This window comes from Psychrilyobacter piezotolerans (assembly GCF_003391055.1).
GTDB lineage: Bacteria > Fusobacteriota > Fusobacteriia > Fusobacteriales > Fusobacteriaceae > Psychrilyobacter > Psychrilyobacter piezotolerans.
The window spans coordinates 84,162-103,174 of sequence record NZ_QUAJ01000009.1 but is presented as its reverse complement, the minus strand read 5'-3'; the positions used below and the strand labels follow the sequence as shown (position 1 = coordinate 103,174).

15 protein-coding genes and 1 pseudogene are annotated in these 19,013 nt (G+C 29.4%); all 16 read right to left on the bottom strand.

What is annotated here, in order from left to right:
* Positions 1-449: 449 nt before the first annotated feature.
* The 16 genes and pseudogenes from DYH56_RS06820 to DYH56_RS06745 all read right to left on the bottom strand — a co-directional run bounded on the left by DYH56_RS06820 (position 450) and on the right by DYH56_RS06745 (position 19,009).
* Positions 450-2,045: a lipopolysaccharide biosynthesis protein gene (locus DYH56_RS06820; RefSeq protein ID WP_199532986.1), complete on the bottom strand. Its 1,596-nt coding sequence runs from the start codon at positions 2,043-2,045 to the stop codon at positions 450-452.
* 128 nt (positions 2,046-2,173) lie between these two features.
* Positions 2,174-2,434, bottom strand: a pseudogene (locus tag DYH56_RS06815) (glycosyltransferase); the annotation flags it as partial.
* 535 nt (positions 2,435-2,969) lie between these two features.
* Complete coding sequence (locus DYH56_RS06810) at positions 2,970-4,244, bottom strand: peptidase (protein ID WP_114642117.1); 1,275 nt, start codon at positions 4,242-4,244, stop codon at positions 2,970-2,972.
* Between the two features lie 4 nt (positions 4,245-4,248).
* Positions 4,249-5,211 (bottom strand): polysaccharide pyruvyl transferase family protein, encoded by a 963-nt coding sequence (locus DYH56_RS06805; protein ID WP_114642116.1) that lies wholly within the window; start codon positions 5,209-5,211, stop codon positions 4,249-4,251.
* Between the two features lie 13 nt (positions 5,212-5,224).
* Complete coding sequence (locus tag DYH56_RS06800) at positions 5,225-6,412, bottom strand: glycosyltransferase (RefSeq protein ID WP_114642115.1); 1,188 nt, start codon at positions 6,410-6,412, stop codon at positions 5,225-5,227.
* A 14-nt stretch (positions 6,413-6,426) separates the two neighbouring features.
* The gene (locus tag DYH56_RS06795; RefSeq protein ID WP_114642114.1) at positions 6,427-7,548 is read right to left on the bottom strand and encodes a glycosyltransferase family 1 protein; all 1,122 of its coding nucleotides are present in this window, start codon (positions 7,546-7,548) and stop codon (positions 6,427-6,429) included.
* Positions 7,549-7,560: 12 nt separating this feature from the next.
* Positions 7,561-8,613, bottom strand: a complete 1,053-nt coding sequence (locus DYH56_RS06790; RefSeq protein ID WP_158539089.1) for a glycosyltransferase family 2 protein — start codon at positions 8,611-8,613, stop codon at positions 7,561-7,563.
* A gap of 311 nt (positions 8,614-8,924) precedes the next feature.
* Complete coding sequence (locus DYH56_RS06785) at positions 8,925-9,968, bottom strand: glycosyltransferase family 2 protein (RefSeq protein ID WP_114642112.1); 1,044 nt, start codon at positions 9,966-9,968, stop codon at positions 8,925-8,927.
* Positions 9,969-10,038: 70 nt separating this feature from the next.
* A complete protein-coding gene (locus tag DYH56_RS06780; RefSeq protein WP_114642111.1) occupies positions 10,039-11,103 on the bottom strand; it encodes an EpsG family protein in 1,065 nt (354 codons plus the stop codon).
* The gene (locus tag DYH56_RS06775; protein WP_199532985.1) at positions 11,085-12,002 is read right to left on the bottom strand and encodes a glycosyltransferase family 2 protein; all 918 of its coding nucleotides are present in this window, start codon (positions 12,000-12,002) and stop codon (positions 11,085-11,087) included. The genes DYH56_RS06780 and DYH56_RS06775 overlap by 19 nt, the downstream gene beginning before the upstream one ends.
* Before the next feature lie 16 nt (positions 12,003-12,018).
* A complete protein-coding gene (locus tag DYH56_RS06770) occupies positions 12,019-13,095 on the bottom strand; it encodes a glycosyltransferase (protein ID WP_114642109.1) in 1,077 nt (358 codons plus the stop codon).
* On the bottom strand, positions 13,070-14,182 hold the full coding sequence (locus tag DYH56_RS06765) for a glycosyltransferase family 4 protein (protein ID WP_114642108.1): 1,113 nt from the start codon (positions 14,180-14,182) through the stop codon (positions 13,070-13,072). Before DYH56_RS06765 ends, DYH56_RS06770 begins: the two co-directional genes overlap by 26 nt.
* Before the next feature lie 35 nt (positions 14,183-14,217).
* Positions 14,218-14,850 (bottom strand): sugar transferase, encoded by a 633-nt coding sequence (locus tag DYH56_RS06760; RefSeq protein WP_202922759.1) that lies wholly within the window; start codon positions 14,848-14,850, stop codon positions 14,218-14,220.
* A gap of 11 nt (positions 14,851-14,861) precedes the next feature.
* Complete coding sequence (locus DYH56_RS06755) at positions 14,862-16,094, bottom strand: aminotransferase class I/II-fold pyridoxal phosphate-dependent enzyme (protein ID WP_233500003.1); 1,233 nt, start codon at positions 16,092-16,094, stop codon at positions 14,862-14,864.
* 1 nt (position 16,095) lies between these two features.
* Complete coding sequence (locus tag DYH56_RS06750; RefSeq protein ID WP_114642106.1) at positions 16,096-17,079, bottom strand: GNAT family N-acetyltransferase; 984 nt, start codon at positions 17,077-17,079, stop codon at positions 16,096-16,098.
* A 67-nt stretch (positions 17,080-17,146) separates the two neighbouring features.
* Entirely contained in the window at positions 17,147-19,009 is a 1,863-nt protein-coding gene (locus DYH56_RS06745) for a polysaccharide biosynthesis protein (protein ID WP_158539088.1), read from the bottom strand.
* Positions 19,010-19,013 lie beyond the last annotated feature (4 nt).

Genomic DNA, 19,013 nt, shown 5'->3' with positions numbered 1-19,013 from the left:
TTTGCTATTTTGGTTAAACTTCATGTGGATACCTCCGTAAAATATTAGGGTTTAGTCGTCTTAATTTTACATCGAGGTATCTTTTTTTTTCAACCATTTACTTTTTTATTATACAGGAATGCTCCTTTAAGTTCTATAGATAAAAACAATAGTGTGAATGTTTGATTCTTCTAACTTATTTCTCTTTTAGAAAAATTTTAAGTATAAAGAATTACCATTTTTTCTCTTTCGGTTATGCTAACATAATTATATTCTTTTATAGGGAACTCCTTTTAAAGGTTGTTTTGGTGATTACATTTTATGGGATTTTCTTTATGAGGGATTTTTTATTTTAGGTGGTGTACTTGTTTCAATAATACACCTAAAGTGATGCTCTTCTTTTGATAATCCAACATTTAAAATTTTTACCATCATATTTAGCCATGACCATAAAAAAATAAAATCCATTTTTAAATATCCTTTCTTTTTTTTGTTTTCTTTAAGATTAGCTTAAAACTTTTTAATTTTATTTTCACGGTTTGATTTTTTTTAATTTTGCTTCCCACAATATTTTTTACAATTCCTAGTAGGTATTGAAATTCTTCCGATTTAAAAAATATTATTAAATAAGTTAAATTGACTACAAATACGCATATTGATCCTCTTATGACTAGAGCTAACAAACTCCCCTTCTCTATGAAGTTACATAGATAAGTAGTTAAAGTTCCAACTCCTAAAGTTAAAACTATATAAAAAACATATTTTTTAAAATACTCTATTGAGGATTTATTAAACACATACTTATAAACTAAATTTGGTTGAATCCAGAACGGAATTACGATTGTACTTATAGTCGTCCCCATAAATATTCCTGCTAATCCGAAATATTTAATTAACATTAAAGAAGTTCCTAGATTTATTATTGATTCTACTAATGGCATATATTTATCCTGAGTAAATATTCCTGCTTTATTTTTAAACATAAGAATAGATTCTCTCAATCCCGTTATATATAAATTAATCAATATAAAAACAAATGCTAATTTATTCAATAAAAGCCCTCTGTCTAACCACCAATTTATAAATGGTTCCAGAAGATTGTATAAAAATATTACAGTAAATGAATATATCCAGAAGTTAATCAAATAAATTATTTTAAAAATCTTAAAACTTTTATCTTTACTTTCAGTTGCAACAAGATTTCCAACACTCGCACCAATACTATCAATAATCGGAGTTAATAATGTTCTTAATTGTCCTATAATCATTGTATAATTTGAATATAGTCCCACAGTTACAACACCTATAAATCCACCGATTAGCAAATTATCCGTTCCAAAAACAATCCAAATCCCTATATTATGTAAAAATATTGCTTTTACATTCATTATTAAATTTTCTTTTGTTGCCTTATCAACTTCATATTTTTTCTTAGTTTTTATATAAGAATATCTTTTATTTACAATAGCTCCATTGTAAATATTTTGAATTATAAATATTCCAACTTCTATCGATAGATATAATATATAATTTTGAGTTATTGTTAAAACCATTATTTTAACTATCGTTGTTATTATATAAAAACCCAAATTATATTTGGCTAAAATATACTCCTTTTGATCTACACTTATTAGCGCCCATTTATGTGCATTTAAATAACTTATCATATTCTTGAAAACAAATATAAAATAAATTATTCCTATAAATGAAACTCCCTTATTTCCCTTCATTACAAAACCTATAAATGGATATACTAATAAACTTAATCCAAATATAACTAAAGCTAGTATACTGTATAACTTTTTAAATAATTGAACTAATGCTATAACTTCTTCTTCCTTATTTTCAGCTAACGGCTTATACAAATTATAGACTATACTTGATCCTATTCCACCTTCCACTAAACTCATCATAGAAAGAATACTAGACAATATTCCATTAACACCTAAATAATCTAATCCAAGATTATCTAAAAATATCTTCCTTGATATAAAGCCTAGAATTGTTATTATTACCTGGGTTAATAAACTCATATATATATTTTTTATTGAATTTTCAATTCTCATAATTTAATCCTTTTTAATAAATTTTCTAAATATTTAACTTCAACATCCTTAGGAATATTTTCTAAAAAATCTCCATATTTCTCTAACATTAATATAGTTATCTTATATTTATCCTTAGGCATCTCATTTTAGTTTTCTATCAAATGATAAATTTTTTTTAATTCATTCTCTTCAACAAGCCTTTTTATTCCCTCATAAATTCCGTTTAAACTCATTTCAACTACTAATGCATTTTTTCCATTGACCATCTGATCATATACAGCATTAAATTCCGTTGCTACTACTGGTTTGTTAAGTATTCTTGCCTCTGCAATTGTAATATCAAACCCCTCAAATCCGGAGCTTTGAACATATATATCACAGTTTTTTATAAATGGATAAGGGTCGGATTTTACTCCTAATAATTCCTAGATTATCAAATTAAATGCAACAAGTGAAATTATTTGTAAAATATTGGATATAAAAATAAAATAAGTGTGTGTTTTAGAAATTAAGTAAACTTGCTGACTAGTTCTAAGTACTGAATGTTTATATACATAGAAGTATGAAATGCTTGAATTTCACAAAAACATAGTGTATATATATATTATGTTTTCTTTTATTCCTATATCAGTTTTTATAATATAAGGTAAGCATGGAATTAGTATTAATATTAATACTATTGCACCTATAGTTCTATATGCTTTTCCATATAAATCCATGTATCCTTTTATTTCTATTAAGTGGTTTATATAGGCTAAATATAATCGCTGACTCTATCCCTAGATTTGTTAATGATAAAATAGATAATATATCAGTAAATAATCCTTCTATCCCTAAATATTCAACTCCTAATATATATATTAGGAGTAATAAATGCTAAAATACTACTTATTATTTGACTTCCTATTCCAAATACCATATTGTTAATAGAATTTCTTACTCTTATTGTTTATTTTCTCCAAATATTTTTCTTTTTAATATAGGAACTATATTAGTTATCCTATACCTTAGTACAGCTCTTTTTCTTTGTTTAAAAAAGTTATAACCCAAAAACCACTTCACAAATTCCTCTTCAGTTATATTATTTTTGTTTTCTAATATTCTTTTTTTTATATCAATCCAATAATCATTATATTCTTCATCTACACCAAATAAATGTATTTTTTCATCCATTAATTCACTAAAATGTTCTTTTAATTCTTTGTCAATATAAAAATCAAATTGCTCTAGTTCTTTTTTGCTCTTGCCTTCAGCTACTAATCCTAAAATAGTTCTAAAGCATTTTTCGCATTTACAACAGTTTCTGTCATTAAACGAGCACACCCTAAGAGTATACTTATCATTTATTTCATTTTGTTTTTTGACAACTAACCTTATTTTATCTTGTCTAATTAATTCAAACCCATCATGTATAACTCCTCCCGAAGAATATTTAATTTCTATATCTACTACTGGATCAGATGAACAAGAACCTCTTTCTTCTCCTAAAGAATAACTACTAGCAATATATATATTTTCTACATTATATTTATATGCTAATGGTATAGCATGTCCTATAAATGACATTCCATGTTGTAAACCAAACCACCATGAACTTTTTAATTTTTTACTATACTTTTTATCTACTTCTTTTGAAATAATAAAAGTAGCAAAATTTGACTTTACAAACTTCGTTTCAAGGTTATTTTTTATGCCGAAATCTGTTATATTTTTTTTATCTGAATCGAATACATCATTTTGTATAATCTTATTCTTATACCAGCCATATATATTTATTAATAAAGGGTTTTTGCCAACAATCCTTATACATGTTGCTATTGAATCTAATCCTCCACTAAATAATTGTGCTGCTGGTCTCTTCACTTCATATTTATTGGTAATGACTTTTACTGGAACTATTACTCCACCTAGTTTATAGCTAAAATACATATCTTGATATGCATTTTTTATTTGTTTAAGTGAATCATAATACTCTCTGTCAATTTCTTCTATCCATAAAATACAATTTGTAATCCACATTAAAGGCATAATATTTGCTACAAATGGTATTACTAATATGCTTAGTGGGATATTTTCAATATTTTCTTCATACTCTACAAACATATGAAGTTCATCTTCAAAAAACTTTTTAAGGTCATCTGATACTGAAAAAAAATAATCTATTCTATTTCCTATTATATCTACTTTATCTAACCTAACATGTCCTTGAGTTTTCATATAATCACTCCTTCTTATTAAATTGGTTTTTCCACATGTTTATATTATCTATGTTTAATTTTATATTAGTTTTAAATTCACTATGTATATATTTTTCTAATTTATCTATGTCCGTTCTATCTAAAACATTCATATTATAATCTTTCCCCATCTCTCTTGCTCTATTGTCAATAGATAGTATTATAGTTCTTCTTCCTTTTTGCATAGCTCTAATACCTGCATGTAGTCTAGTTCCAACATAGTCTAAATCTATATCCGATTCTAATATCCTATCATACTCTTCCAAATGGGGATCAACTAATATAAATTTATCTGAGATAGATTTTATATAATCAAAATCATTCGATCCTTGTATCCAACAATATACATTTTCGTAATTTTTAAATAATATTTCTGCTAATTCCTTATCTTTATCGATATCTTTCCTGTAATCAGTAAAAGTACATATTACATTTTTGGATTTTCTAGTAGGTATATTTTCACAATGTTTTTCAGTTAATGACCATAAAGTAGGACACCCTGTATTAATTACATTATTTATACCCATTTTTTTAAGCATATTTTCTGTATAACTATCTCTTACAGAGTGTAAATATTTAGGTGTTAGTACTTTTTTATATAGCAATTTGGTATACCAATTGATTTTATCTCCATAATTTTGACTACCTACTCCCATCAATACTATATCATTATTACTAAAATTTTTAATATTCCATAGATGTATATTCCATTGATTTATTGGATAGCACATATTAAATGCTAATAAATTTGTACCTCCTACAAATCCTATTTCTGTCTCCCTCATCTTAATAGAGCTTATTTTTGTAACCCTCTCATGAGTTGGAACTTTTAAAAACATTGTTCTAGGAAAAATATCTCTAAGTTGTGATTTTACACACTCCATAATTATTTCATCTCCCACATTTCTTGTACATACACTTGTATCTAACACTGATATCATCTTCATGCTATTTCACCCCCTAAATTATATTATATAGTTTTTCTAACTCTTCATTATTTCCATAGTCCGTATCCCTGCAGTTTTCCGCTAATTTTTCTCTTAATTCTTTGCCCAGATAAAGTTTTTCTATTCCATCGGCTATCCCTTCAGATCCCATCTCTGTAATATAGCCATCTATACCATCTTTCACCTGACTTTTCGCAGTAGGGTAGTTTGTTACAACAATGGGTTTTCCCAGGATCTGTGCCTCTGTTACGGTTACAGCTTTCCCTTCATATCTTGAAGGCTGTACATAAATATCACATTTTTTCATATATGGATAGGGATTTATCTTTTTACCCAATACTATAAAGCTGTCTTCCAGTTGATTTTCTTTTATTAGGCTTTTTATCATCTCTTCATCCCCACCGTATCCTATGACGTACCACTTAATATCTTTATAACCTCTGTCATGGAGTATCTTTAAAGCCCTTACTCCGTTATCTATTCCCTTTGCATGGGATAACCTTGCCACAGAAAGTAAATTGAAGTTTTCCTTGAATACGTCTTCTTCTAACTCTTCTTCAGACATTTTTTGTATAAATTCAGGTGATGTTATATTTTCTATCAGAATAATTTTATCTTTTAAAGATGGATACTTGACTAAAAAAGAAGTTGTCACAGAATCCGATATAGAAACTATATAATTAAATTTATTCCACATATCTAGATCCAACTCTATATCTGTCCTTATATTGGAATAATCTGTATGTATCCAAGCTATCTTTGTTTTAGCATTTACCTTTTCAGCTACAAAATAATGCGGCCAAAGATAGCTGATTGCTACATCGTATTTTTTTTCTATCTTAGGTAGGTATGGAAGAGTATATTTCCACATATATTGCATCTGTGAGTAATCCTCATTATTAGTTTTATTTTTTCTTTGATTTTTTATCCCCTTTTTCTTTGCTATTAATCTTCCCAGCCCTATTCCAATATTTCCTTCCTTTATCACCTTCCCTATCCCTTGCCTAAATGTTTTATATTTTTTTATCTCAGGGAGAAGATTTGGGGTACTCGGTAAAAGCTCCATAAAATCCCCTGTATGACTATAGAGTATGAGATCAACCTCGTTATTATTATAATCAAAGTTGTTTAACATACTAATTAGACTTCGTTCTACCCCTCCTACTTGCATATCGAAAGACGAAATCAATATTTTATTCATAGATTTCCTCCACTTTAAATAATTTCGTATAATTTATAAAATTCTTCTATTATCTTTTCTTTTGTAAAACTTACGTCAACTAGAGCTTTTTCTATTTTTCTTTTATCCAATTCTCTTTTATCTTTTTTACTCGTTACTGCATCAACCCATTTTTCAACAGCATCGTTTAAACTTACTCTTTCTATCAATCCCAATTCTAAATCAATTTCTTTTGGAAGGTTGCTCGAAACAATGCAAGGTAATCCAGCAACTTGTGCTTCAACCCCAACCATCCCAAAGCCTTCAAATAATGATGGAAAAATAAATATATCCATAGCACCCAACAAATTATCCGTGTCTGTTCGATATCCTGTAAAAATAACTTCTTTTTCTAAATTATATTTTCTAACTAAAGCTAATAAGTTTTCTCTTTCATCTCCATCACCAACTAACAAGACTTTAATTTTTTCATTATTGGATTTTAATTTCTTTGCAATCTCTATTATAAGTTTCTGATTTTTTAGAGGAATAAATCTGCCTACATTTCCAATAACAAATTCATTTTTATCAACACCTAATTCCTGTCTTATTGATTTTCTATTAGAATTATTTAATATAGTTTTATATTCAATAAAATTAGGTAAAAAACTATATTTATTGGAATTAACAATAGAGTTTCCAAACAAAAATTTACCCGCTCCTTCACTAACACCGACATATTTTGTAGTTGCATATTTTATCATCAAATTCATAAATAAATAATATATTTTTTTTACCAATCCAAAGTTAGTTTCTTGACTTGTATGAGCATGTGAGATTCTTATCTTTACTCCTGCTCTCTTAGCTGCGATCATTGCTATTCCACAATTAAATAATGTATGTGCATGAACAACATCATATTTTTCTTTTTCAATAACACTCTTTAAATCTGATATAGCTTTTAATACCCCTCTTTCTCGAACTGGCTTTAATCTTATTATTTTCCCACCAAGTTTTATAATTTCATCATCATAATAGGATCCATTATCTACATATTGAAGGAATGAAAATTCAATCTTTTTTCTATCTATATTCCTGTATAAATTCATAAGCATTGTTTCCGCTCCCCCCATATTCATTGTTCCAACAACATGTAAAACTTTAATTTTATCACTCATATTAATTCACCCTTATAGCTTTGAAATAATATACTTAAGTTTTCTAAATAAAAATTTCTTTTTATATTCGCCATTAATTTTTTCATAAAAAAAACCGACATCTTTATCTTTAATGGCTCCTATGAATTCCTTGGTAAAATATTTAATCGAACCTTTATTTTCACTTGCTTCTATAATATTTTCATCGCTTAAGTATTTCAAAATTGAGCTTTCTATTTCTCTTTTAGGTAATTTGCCTACAAAACAATTTTCTATACAGGTTTTTAAGTAATTTAAAAGCATTATGCTAATCCCTCCATATCTTTTCTCTCTACTATCTTGGTAAAACTCTTCGATCACTTCTTTTTGTATCTTATATCCATTGACAGCATCACTAAACATATAGCTCATATATCCATTTGTATTTCCGCCATATCTATAGTTATAAACATTATCGGTTATGATCTTTATCTTCTTAGCTTTTAAAAATACTTCTAGGTTCAAGTACAGATCCTCACCCAAAAACTCGATATTTTTGAGATATTTCCCCGATTTTTTTATCAATTCACTTCTATACAACTTTCCAACTAAACTTGCAGGGAAAGGATGCCCATGTAAGTATGCCGATGCAATATCTGTTCTTATTTTATCTCCAACTATAATTTTATTTTCTTTAAAATAAATATTATTTTTGCTACTTCTTTTTATAATTGAAAATCTATCTATAAATTTACAGGTATTTCCTATTACTATATCTAAATCATGTTTTTCGGCTTCATCTACCAATTTTTTTAGACTTTCTTTTTCAACATAGTCATCAGAATCACAAAACATCAGATATTTTCCTTTAGCTAAATTTACTCCTCTCCTTCTAGTTAATATTGATCCCTCATTTTCCTTATCAATCACTCTTATTCTGCTGTCTTTATTCTTATATTTATTACATACATTTAAACTATTATCTGTAGAACCGTCATTAACTAAAATAAGTTCAAAATCCTTAAAACTTTGATTTATAATTGATCCAATACATTTTTCTAAATATTTTTCTGCATTATAAATTGGAACTACTATACTTACTTTCATATACTCCTCCTCACTAGAGTTTAAAAAATTAATTAACTCAACTTGTGCAAATTTAAGCAGGAACTCTAAATTCTTCATAAAGTTCCTCTAACTTTCCTCCAGACAAAGCTTTTTTATATACATAAGAAATGACTTCAATTTCCCATCTACGACCATAGTATTCTATTATTCTCTTAGAATTTAAAGATGCATCAGTGCTCACTGTTATAGCATACTGTTATTATGCTTATTAAAGGGTTATCCTTCATTCTTAAACCTCCCACACCTAAATCTTTATTGAATTCAATTATTAATATTATCCTAATAAACCCTTATAGCTTTGAAACAATATACTTAAGTTTTCTAAATAAAAATTTCTTTTTATATTCGCCATTAATTTTTTCATAAAAATAACCAATATCTTTATCTTTAATGGCTCCTATGAATTCCTTGGTAAAACATTTAATTGAATCTTTATTTTTACTTGCTTCTATAATATTTTCATCGCTTAAATATTTCAAAATTGAGCTTTCTATTTCTCTTTTAGGTAATTTGCCTGCAAAACAATTCTCTATACAGGCTTTTAAGAACTTTAAAAGCAATATACTAATCCCTCCATATCTTTTCTCTCTACTATCTTGGTAAAACTCTTCGATCACTTCTTTTTGTATCTTATATCCATTAACCACATCACTAAACATATAGCTCATATATCTACTTGTATTTCCGCCATATCTATAGTTATAAACATTATCGGTTATGATCTTTATTTTCTTAGCTTTTAAAAATACTTCTAGGTTCAAGTACAAATCATCCCCGAAAAACTCGATATTTTTGAGATATTTCCCCGATTTTTTTATCAATTCACTTTTATACAACTTTCCAAATAAACTTGCAGGAAAAGGATCCCCATGCAAGTATGCCGATGCAATATCTGTTCTTATTTTATCTCCAACTATAATTTTATTTTCTTTAAAATAAATATAATTTCTCTTTATAATTGAAAATCTATCTAGGAATTGACAGTTATTTCCTATTACTATATCTAAATCATGTTTTTCGGCTTCATCTACCATTTTTTTTAGACTTTCTTTTTCAACATAGTCATCAGCATCAGAAAACATCAGATATTTCCCTTCGGCTAAATTTACTCCTCTCCTTCTAGTTAATATTGATCCCTCATTTTCCTTATCAATCACCCTTATTCTACTGTCTCTATTCTTATATTTATTACATACATTTAAACTCTTATCTGTAGAGCCGTCATTAACTAAAATAAGTTCAAAATCCTTAAAACTTTGATTTATAATTGATTCAATACATTTTTCCAAATATTTTTCTGCATTATAAATTGGAACTACTATACTTACTTTCATATACTCCTCCTCACTAAAGTTTAAAAAGTTATTAAATACATGAAACTCTTACTCTCATATGCTATACTCCCTAATATATTCCTAGTATTACACTCCTATAATGAATTCCCATTGTTATTGCTTGATCGTAGAAAAAGTATACAAAATAAGCAACAACACACCCTATATAAAGTATCTTTCTATCGTTCCCCTTAAAACAATTTTTAATTATATACGGCAGTAGTACTAAATTTACAAGACTTAAGTACATACTAAATCTCACAAAGATCCAGTTATGGAGTGAAAAAATCATAAATACAAAATTTAATAATGATATATTTATAAACACATTGGAAAACTTCCACTTCTTTGCCAATACTTCTCTTTTATAGAATGCTAAAGCTACCGGTACTGCTGAGATTATTATTCTTAATATATGAGCTCCCCCCTCATTAAAATTGGTTAAATAAATGGAATATTCACCGATTACTGCTGCTCCTACACCTATTAGCATATTATAAAATACCGCTCCAAACAACGAACCAACAATAAATAATCCCATCTTCTTACTCCACGGCTTTTCCTGGCCAAAGAAATAACAAATCAACAGGAAGGGGACTGTTGAATGGAATAGCGACAATATACCCAGAAGAATAAGGTATTTTATGAATTTCTTTTCTATTATGTATTTGATCCCAAAATAAAAGAAGATAGAAGCCGCTAATGTCTGTCTTATCCCATTCATAGTTACTAAATAATATCCAGATGTTATATACATATATACTGAAAGTTCAAAATATGTGGAATATTTTTTTATAGCCCCCAATATAAATAAATTAGTTATTAATGCTGTTACCAACAACAAAAGCTGTGGATCTGATGATATTTTATTCAATATTATTATTAATCTATTAAAGGCATATTCATATCCTACATCATAGCCCAGTCCTGCTAATCTATAACTATGTTTATAAAAATATGTGTCTCCTATATTCCACCTTAGTCCTGAGACTAAAATTAAAATACTAGTTGTTATATAAAAAAATATTATATTTGGTTCTTTAAAATAACGATTTAGTTCATTCCTTTTTCCATTAACTCTTCCTGCATAGGATATTAATGTAGAAAAGAATAAGGTTATATAAAATATTTCCATAAAAATGCTCCTTTGTTATCCTCCCCGGCATTTTTTAAGATATAAAGGAAAAAGATATATCCTGCGGGCAGTGCTAAAAATGTCAGTATTTTTAACGGACTTTCTTTCAAAAAAGATTTATTTTTACATATTATACTACTGGCTACATAGTGTATACATTCTTTATATTTATACAGTAGTCCGGTATTTGGATATTTCATATTTTCTTTTCTATAAAAAGAAAATCCCTTTGGATTTTTTAGATATTGATTTAACATATTTTTAGATGATCCATCTTCTAAATACTCTACTATACATACTACTTCATTCATTAATGCCAGTTCGTAATCTAAGTCATATTTTTTATATTTATAATCCAATCCTACATATTTCTCTCCTTTAAACAAAGGATAAGGATATAATTTAGTTATTTCTGTTCTATAAATAAATTTCTTATCCCCTCTCACACCATGCTTACTATAAAGTTCAAACGACTTACTAGTTTTTAAATCTTTTGGAAATCTTGTTCCTATTAATTCTCCATTTTCTTTAGCATTTAATGCTGCGAAACCACAGATTTTTTTATCTTTATTTGTTTGCCAAAATTTTAATATTTTTTCCACCGCATCGTCCGTCATATAGTCATCTGAATCAATACATACATTTAATTCAGTATCTATCAAACTATAGGCTGTATTGTGTGCCCCGTGCATGCCTTGATTCTTTTGATAATAATATAATATATCAAAATCATTTTTTTCACCCTTCCATTTTTCAACCATTTTTTCTGTCCCATCACTTGATCCATCATCTATTATTAACCATTTAAAATTTTTTTCACTTTGTCTTTTTAAGCTTTCATAACATTTATATAAAGTATATGCTCTATTATATGTTGGAGTAAAAATTGTTAACTTCAATTTTACCACCTCTTTTTTAATTTTTGTATAGAGTTAAATATTCTTTTACTTTATTTTCAATAGAATATCTTTCTGATTTTTCAGTACCTCTAGCAACTACCTCCTCTTTTATTTTTTTATTTTCCATTACTTCTTTTATTTTCCCCTTTAATTCGAGGGTTTTACCTTGTTTAAATAAAATCCCACAGTTCTTAACTAAATCTGTTAATCCTGGAACATCACTAGCTATAAACGGGATCCCACTGGCCATTATTTCAAGAGCCGATATTGGTAATCCCTCATAAAATGAGGATAAAATAGCTCCGTCACACATCTTTAACAAATTAGGAACATCTCTTCTGTACCCTAAAAATAAAACCCTATCTTCTATTTTTAGATTCTTTACTTGATTTATACATTGTTCCTTTAATTCTCCTTCCCCCACTAAAAGTAACTTATATTCAGGATCTAAATGCGCCATTGCATCTATTAGTGTAGCATGATCTTTTGGTGGAGAAAATCTAGATATCATTATCAGTATTTTATCCCCTACTTCTAGATTAAATTCTTCCCTTTTATTTGGCTTTGCAGTAATATAATCATTTAATTTAATTCCGTTTTCTATTACAATGTCTGTGTTTTTATTTTTCCCAATCCAGTTTTCTAACTCTTTTTTCACCTCAGAGGTAATGGAGACAACCTTATCATATCTAGAATACATCCACCTATCTATAATTCTAAATATCTTATTACCTCTTCTTCTATTTGTCGTACTATGTTCTGTAGTAATATACTTAATCTCTTTAGGTAATAAATAACTGGCAAAAGCTGTCCATAATTGTGCTGAGTAAATATGTGTATGAACTACATCATATTTTTTTAATACTTTAACCAATCTAAAAATATTTTTAGGACTATATATATCCCATTTATTACTTAGATGTATTATATTAATTCCTTTTCCCTTCAAAAAATCATCGTATACTCCATTTACGCTGGTTAAAAGAACTATGTCTACATCGATATTATTATTTTTCATTTCAACAGCCATATCATATATTAATTTTTCCACTCCGCCTGATCCTAAATTATGATTTACTAATGCTACCTTCATTATAAATACCTTCCATATTTTGCAATATTTTTTTTATAGAATATTTTTCTGCATACTTTAAATTATTCTTTTCTATTCTTCTATAGTTTCCTCCCACTCCCAATTTTTTTATCATTTCACTTGTTTTGCCATAATCATCAACCTCTACTAAATAACCATTTTTATTATCTATTATAATATCTCTATTTCCTCTTATATTAGTCACAACAAAAGGTTTACCTTGAGCCAACCCCTCCATTATATTCCTCGGAAGTCCTTCCCTATAGGACATAGAAACTAACACATCACTAGTTGCTATAATATCATTTATATCTTTTCTAAACCCTAAAAATAATACTCTTTTTTTTAACTTTTTATTTTTTACATAACTTTTTAATTCTTTTTCCTTGTTTCCAACTCCAACTATCAAAGCTTTAAATTTAGGCTCTAACACTTCAATAGCTTTTATTAGCTGAATTTGATTTTTATTTTTATTAAGCTCTCCTATTGTAGTAATAATAAAGTCTTTTTCTGATAATTCAAATTCTTTTCTTACCTTTTCTCTATTGCCTTTAGAATATTTTTCTAGATCTAATCCCACACCATCTATTTTATATACTTTGGTTCTGCTACCAGCCATTTTCTGTGCTCTTTCAAAGTCTTCCTGATTTATAGTTATTATTTTGTCTGTCCATCTCATAGCTATATACTCTAACGGATAATATAACAACCAATTGAGCAGAGGTGCTCCATCATAAAAGTGAAATCCATGAACTGTATATGTAATATTTTTTAACTTTAAAAATCTAGCTGCCACTCTTCCTATAAAAGCTGCTACCGGTGTATGGAAATGTATGAATTCAAATTTTTCTTCCGAGAGCAATCTTTTTATCTGTTTTAGTGCTTGTAAGGAATAGATAGAAAAAGGGTTTCTACTAAATTCAATATTTATCCAATTATTATCTTTCAGCTCCTCTATCTCTAAACATTCTGAACAGTTTGTTGCTATCCAAACTTCATAACCATTTTCTTCCAATTTTTTTATATGTGGAATTAAAAAACCTTTAATGGTTTTTTGGAGTGTTGCCACAACGAGAACCTTTTTCATCCCTCCTCACCTTCCTAAGAGAACCTCTCATTCAATTACTCTTTTTCCTCATTTCCCATAAATTCATCAACTATTATCTGTCCTTCAGGGGAAACTCCCTCTCTACAAAATACTTTCTTCGCTGTGAGGAGTATTATCTTCAGGTCCATGAGAAAACTATAGTTATTTACATACTCCACGTCCATTTTAAATTTTTCATCCCAGGAAATACTGTTTCTTCCCTTTACCTGGGCCCACCCGGTAATCCCCGGCTTCACCTCATGCCTTCTTCCCTGTTCCTTGGAATACCTGCTTAAATACCTTATGAATAATGGCCTTGGCCCTACAAAGCTCATTTCCCCCCTAAGTACGTTCCACGCCTGGGGCAGTTCATCCAAGCTGGTGGACCTGAGCAATAACCCAAACTTGGTAAACCTCTTTTCATTTGGAAGAAGTTTTCCCAGAGCGTCCGCTGTATCCAGCATAGTCCTAAACTTATACAGGGTGAAAATTTTGCCATCCTTTCCAGGTCTGTCCTGTTTAAAGATGACAGGGGATCCCAGTTTAATTCTCACCAGTACCCCCACTATGAGATAGACCCACCAGAATCCGGAAAATATTATTAAAGCAAATACAATATCCATTAATCTCTTGAAATATTTCCTATACACCCTTCCCTCCTTTATCATTTTAGCCAAGATTATTTGGAAAACTCCCTCAGTTTTTCAACCACCTTCACCACTTCCTTTTCTTTAAGGTTTGTGCTGCAAGGTATGTTGAGGGTATTTTCTACATAATATTTTGATTTTTCTATCTTATAACTCTGATAATCTTTAAATGGTTTCTGTTCAGACATAAGTCCCCAGAGAGGACAGGTCTGGATTCCAGCTTCAGTAAGTTTTTCAAAAAGCTCATTCCTGCTGATTCCATACTTTTCCTTATCTATAACTATCGCATAGAACCAATGATTGGAGCGGGTCCCCTTATTAACGGAAAGAAGCTCAATACCTTCTATATCTTCAATCATAGTTTTATAAAGGTTATAATTTTTTATTTTCACCTCTACAAACTCCTCTAATTTTTTCATCTGACTTACACCAAAAGCTCCCTGAACATTGGTAAGGCCATAGTTATACCCCACCTCATCATGAGAGATATAAGGAGATGGTGTTTTTGCCACTGCTGCAAGAAACCTTGCTTCCTGCAAAAGATCTAAATCTTTCGAAAGAATAACTCCTCCTCCTGCTGCTGTTATTATCTTATTGGCATTAAAGGAAATAACTCCCAGATCACCCACGGTTCCTGCATGCCTTCCCTTGTATTCCCCTGCTGTATAAAAGCTTCCCATGGCTTGGGCTGCATCTTCAAGAACCTTCAATCCATATCTTTCAGCTATTTCCATTACCCTTTCCATATCGATGAGATTGCCAAAGAGGTGTACAACGGCTATGACCTTTATTCTTCTCCCGCTTTTTTTGTTGTAGATGCCCTCCTCCCTTTCTTCGCATTCTATTTTCAAAAATTCTTCCAACTTATCCAGATCCATATTCAGACTATTGTCACAATCCATAAATATTGGATGAGCCTTTAAATATACTGCTGCATTTACAGTAGATATAAAAGTAACATTGGGAACTATAAACTCATCTCCATCCTCTATGCCGAGCAATCTATAGGCCTCATGTAAACCAGCTGTTCCACTCTGTACAGTGACTACCTTTTCTAAATTGGTATATCTGGCAAGCATCTCCTCAAATTCCGTCACAAATCTCCCTCTAACTAACCACCCTGTCCCTATACACTCCCTTATATTTTCAAGAGCATCCTCTGATAAATTGGGAACAGACAGGGATATATCTGATTGTTTCCCTTCCCAGAATCCTTTAATTTCCTTCATATTTACCTCCCTCTGATTCAATGTTTTTCCTCCCATCTTACCTCCTGTAGAGAGGAAAGAATTCAAGATTTTCTCCTTTTTTCTCCGGCCTTTTCTTCTCATGAAGTTTAGTAAGATTGTTATATACTTTGTGATCATGTATCTTTTCTCCAATGTAAAATTCCAAAGCTCCATTTTTATTGAATGAACTCTTAAACTTAAAGAGGGTATCCTCTGCTCCACCGTATCCTCCGCCTAAATGAAAGGTTTTATATCCATTTTTTAAACCCCATAGGGCAACAGTATATATGAGAATGTTGTTGGGTGATTCCCTGTAATATTCAGGATCGGTAGCATGTAAGTGCCCATGTATTCCATCTTCTCCAGCTAAAACAAGAATAGCAGAAACAACCTTATCTTTATAAGTAGTTTTAAATATGAGTGCCCTTTCCCTCAAAAGAGCTCTCATATTTTCAAAATACTCCCGGGGAAAATAGTAATAATTTTCTGCATTATTTTTATTCATTGTCATATAATAGAGGTCTATAAATTTATCCCAGGCTTGGTTGCTGTTATCCATTTCTGCCTTGAACCCCTTTTCCATGGATCTTTTTATACTTTTGCGACAAGTTCTCTTCATATTTAAAAGGATCTCCTCTTCGGAACTCAAATCTATGTATACAGTAGCCCCGGCATTTATGGTCTTGACATATCTTTCCATAAACCTGTGGTTCCTTAATATGGGATGAAACCTTATAAACTCTGAAATTATTTTATTTTTTTTGCAGTAACTCTCGAATTCTTCTCTGAAATTTGATATTAACTTAGTGAGTTTTTCTGAACTTTCAGGAAAAAACAATGGACCTCCATATCCATAAGGGGTAGTGATGTCATAATATCTTCCTTCTGATAATTCAATATCCCTTTTTAAAAAGAGATATTCTACCCTCCCATCCCCACCTTCATATTGGAATTTTTCAACCTTTCCATCCCCATTCAACTCATAAATCTTGGCATACTCTTCTTTAAAATAAATTCCCATCTTGACTCCTCTCCTTTTTAATTCATACTTTTTCTAAAGTAAATTAATCAGAATATTTATCCTCTTTCTATTTTTCGCAATTGTTTTTATTCACTTCCTCAGGTTCTTTAAAGGTTACTACCATCTTTTTCATGATTTCTTTTAATCTTCCATATTCATGGGAGTTTAATTTTTCTTCCAGTTTTTCTAAATAAACTAAATTATCCATTTCATTTTTATCATCTAATTTAGCTATGTATATTTTTTTATTCTCTGTTTTTTTTGCACTCTTCACGTCATAGAGTAATTCCTCATATAATTTTTCCCCAGGTCTCAGTCCTATTATTTCTATGTCTATATCCTCTCCCAAGGTCAATCCGGATAATTCAATCAGATTTTTAGCTAAATCCATTATTTTTACCGATTCTCCCATATCTAAGATAAATACTTCTCCACCCTTACTCATGATTCCAGCTTCTATAACCAAACTTGCGGCTTCTGGTATGGTCATAAAATATCTTGTTATTTCTGGATGAGTTACTGTAATATTTTCCCTTTCATTTATTAGCTTTTTAAATAATGGAATCACACTCCCATTACTTCCCAACACATTTCCAAATCTTACTGCTATAAATTTAGTTTTACTTTTTGTATCCTTATCCTCCACCAACATCTCAACTACCCTCTTAGTAGCTCCCATGATATTAGTAGGATTTACTGCCTTATCTGTAGATACACCAACAAATCTTTCCACCTCGTATTTATCCGATAAATCTATTATATTTTTAGTACCAAAGATATTATTTTTAATGGCTTCCTCTGGATTATGTTCCATCAATGGTACATGTTTGTGTGCAGCAGCATGGAAAACTATATTAGGTCTATATTTTTTAAATAAATACTCCATTTTTTCTTTTTCCCTTATATTTCCTATCTCACTTATAATATCTAAATTAGGATGTTTTCTTTTTAATTCCAATTCTAAAAAATATATAGAATTTTCATTTAGATCTATATTTATTAATTTTTTAGGATTATATTTAGCTACCTGTCTTGAAAGTTCCGATCCTATAGATCCTGCTCCTCCAGTTATTAATACTACCTTCCCCTCTATACCATTAGCTACCTCTTTACTATTTACATCTATTATTTCACGCCCCAGAAGGTCCTCTACCTTGACATTTCTAATTTGATTCAGGTAGGAACTTCCCTCTAAGATTTCATTATAACCAGGTAATATCTTGACTTCTACCTTCTCCGTATCTATTAATTTATAGACTTTCTTTATTTCCTTTCCCCTCATAGTTGGGATAGCTATTATAATCTCCCTAATGTCAAATTCATCCACTAATCTCGGAATATCAAATCTGTTTCCCCAGACTCTTTTACCATGAAGGATCATATTTTTTTTTTCAGGATCATCATCTATTAATCCTATTATTTGCAGTTTAAAATCAGAATTTTTTCTAGCTTCCATTAAAAGTGCTTCTCCTGCTTCTCCTGCACCCATTATTAAAACCCTGGTTTTATCAATTTCACACTTTCTTTTCCTCTGAATACTCATTAAGGTTCTTTTTATCCTGATTATATATCTTCCCATCAACAAAAATCCTATTTCAAATATTATTAAAAGTGAGAATAATCCCATAGGAAATTTAGCTAGATTTAAAAATACTATTCCTAAGACATACAGTATATTAGATAATGCAACTGTAGAAATTATATTAAATACATCCAACGAATCCATATATCTCCAACTTTTTAAATTTATTTTTAAAACTAAATTTAAAATAATATAAGCAAATAAAAAATGAAGTACATATTTAATTTTAAAATATTTCCCCCAATCACCTTCAAATTTTATTATAAAAGAAAATACAAAAGCAGAACTCAGTAGCAGCATATCTAAAAATAATTTGATTATGTGTCTTGTCCTAGCATCTTTTATCATCCTC

Bases quoted from the DNA above. Each gene is read 5' to 3' on its own strand.
- DYH56_RS06745 (WP_158539088.1), bottom strand. From the start codon at position 19,009: ATGATAAAAGATGCTAGGACAAGACACATAATCAAATTATTTTTAGAT.
- DYH56_RS06810 (WP_114642117.1), bottom strand. From the start codon at position 4,244: ATGAAAACTCAAGGACATGTTAGGTTAGATAAAGTAGATATAATAGGA.
- DYH56_RS06755 (WP_233500003.1), bottom strand. From the start codon at position 16,094: ATGGGAGGAAAAACATTGAATCAGAGGGAGGTAAATATGAAGGAAATT.
- DYH56_RS06790 (WP_158539089.1), bottom strand. From the start codon at position 8,613: ATGAAAGTAAGTATAGTAGTTCCAATTTATAATGCAGAAAAATATTTA.
- DYH56_RS06800 (WP_114642115.1), bottom strand. From the start codon at position 6,412: ATGAATAAAATATTGATTTCGTCTTTCGATATGCAAGTAGGAGGGGTA.
- DYH56_RS06760 (WP_202922759.1), bottom strand. From the start codon at position 14,850: ATGATAAAGGAGGGAAGGGTGTATAGGAAATATTTCAAGAGATTAATG.
- DYH56_RS06780 (WP_114642111.1), bottom strand. From the start codon at position 11,103: ATGGAAATATTTTATATAACCTTATTCTTTTCTACATTAATATCCTAT.
- DYH56_RS06805 (WP_114642116.1), bottom strand. From the start codon at position 5,211: ATGAAGATGATATCAGTGTTAGATACAAGTGTATGTACAAGAAATGTG.
- DYH56_RS06770 (WP_114642109.1), bottom strand. From the start codon at position 13,095: ATGAAGGTAGCATTAGTAAATCATAATTTAGGATCAGGCGGAGTGGAA.
- DYH56_RS06795 (WP_114642114.1), bottom strand. From the start codon at position 7,548: ATGAGTGATAAAATTAAAGTTTTACATGTTGTTGGAACAATGAATATG.
- DYH56_RS06820 (WP_199532986.1), bottom strand. From the start codon at position 2,045: ATGAGAATTGAAAATTCAATAAAAAATATATATATGAGTTTATTAACC.
- DYH56_RS06785 (WP_114642112.1), bottom strand. From the start codon at position 9,968: ATGAAAGTAAGTATAGTAGTTCCAATTTATAATGCAGAAAAATATTTG.
- DYH56_RS06765 (WP_114642108.1), bottom strand. From the start codon at position 14,182: ATGAAAAAGGTTCTCGTTGTGGCAACACTCCAAAAAACCATTAAAGGT.
- DYH56_RS06750 (WP_114642106.1), bottom strand. From the start codon at position 17,079: ATGGGAATTTATTTTAAAGAAGAGTATGCCAAGATTTATGAGTTGAAT.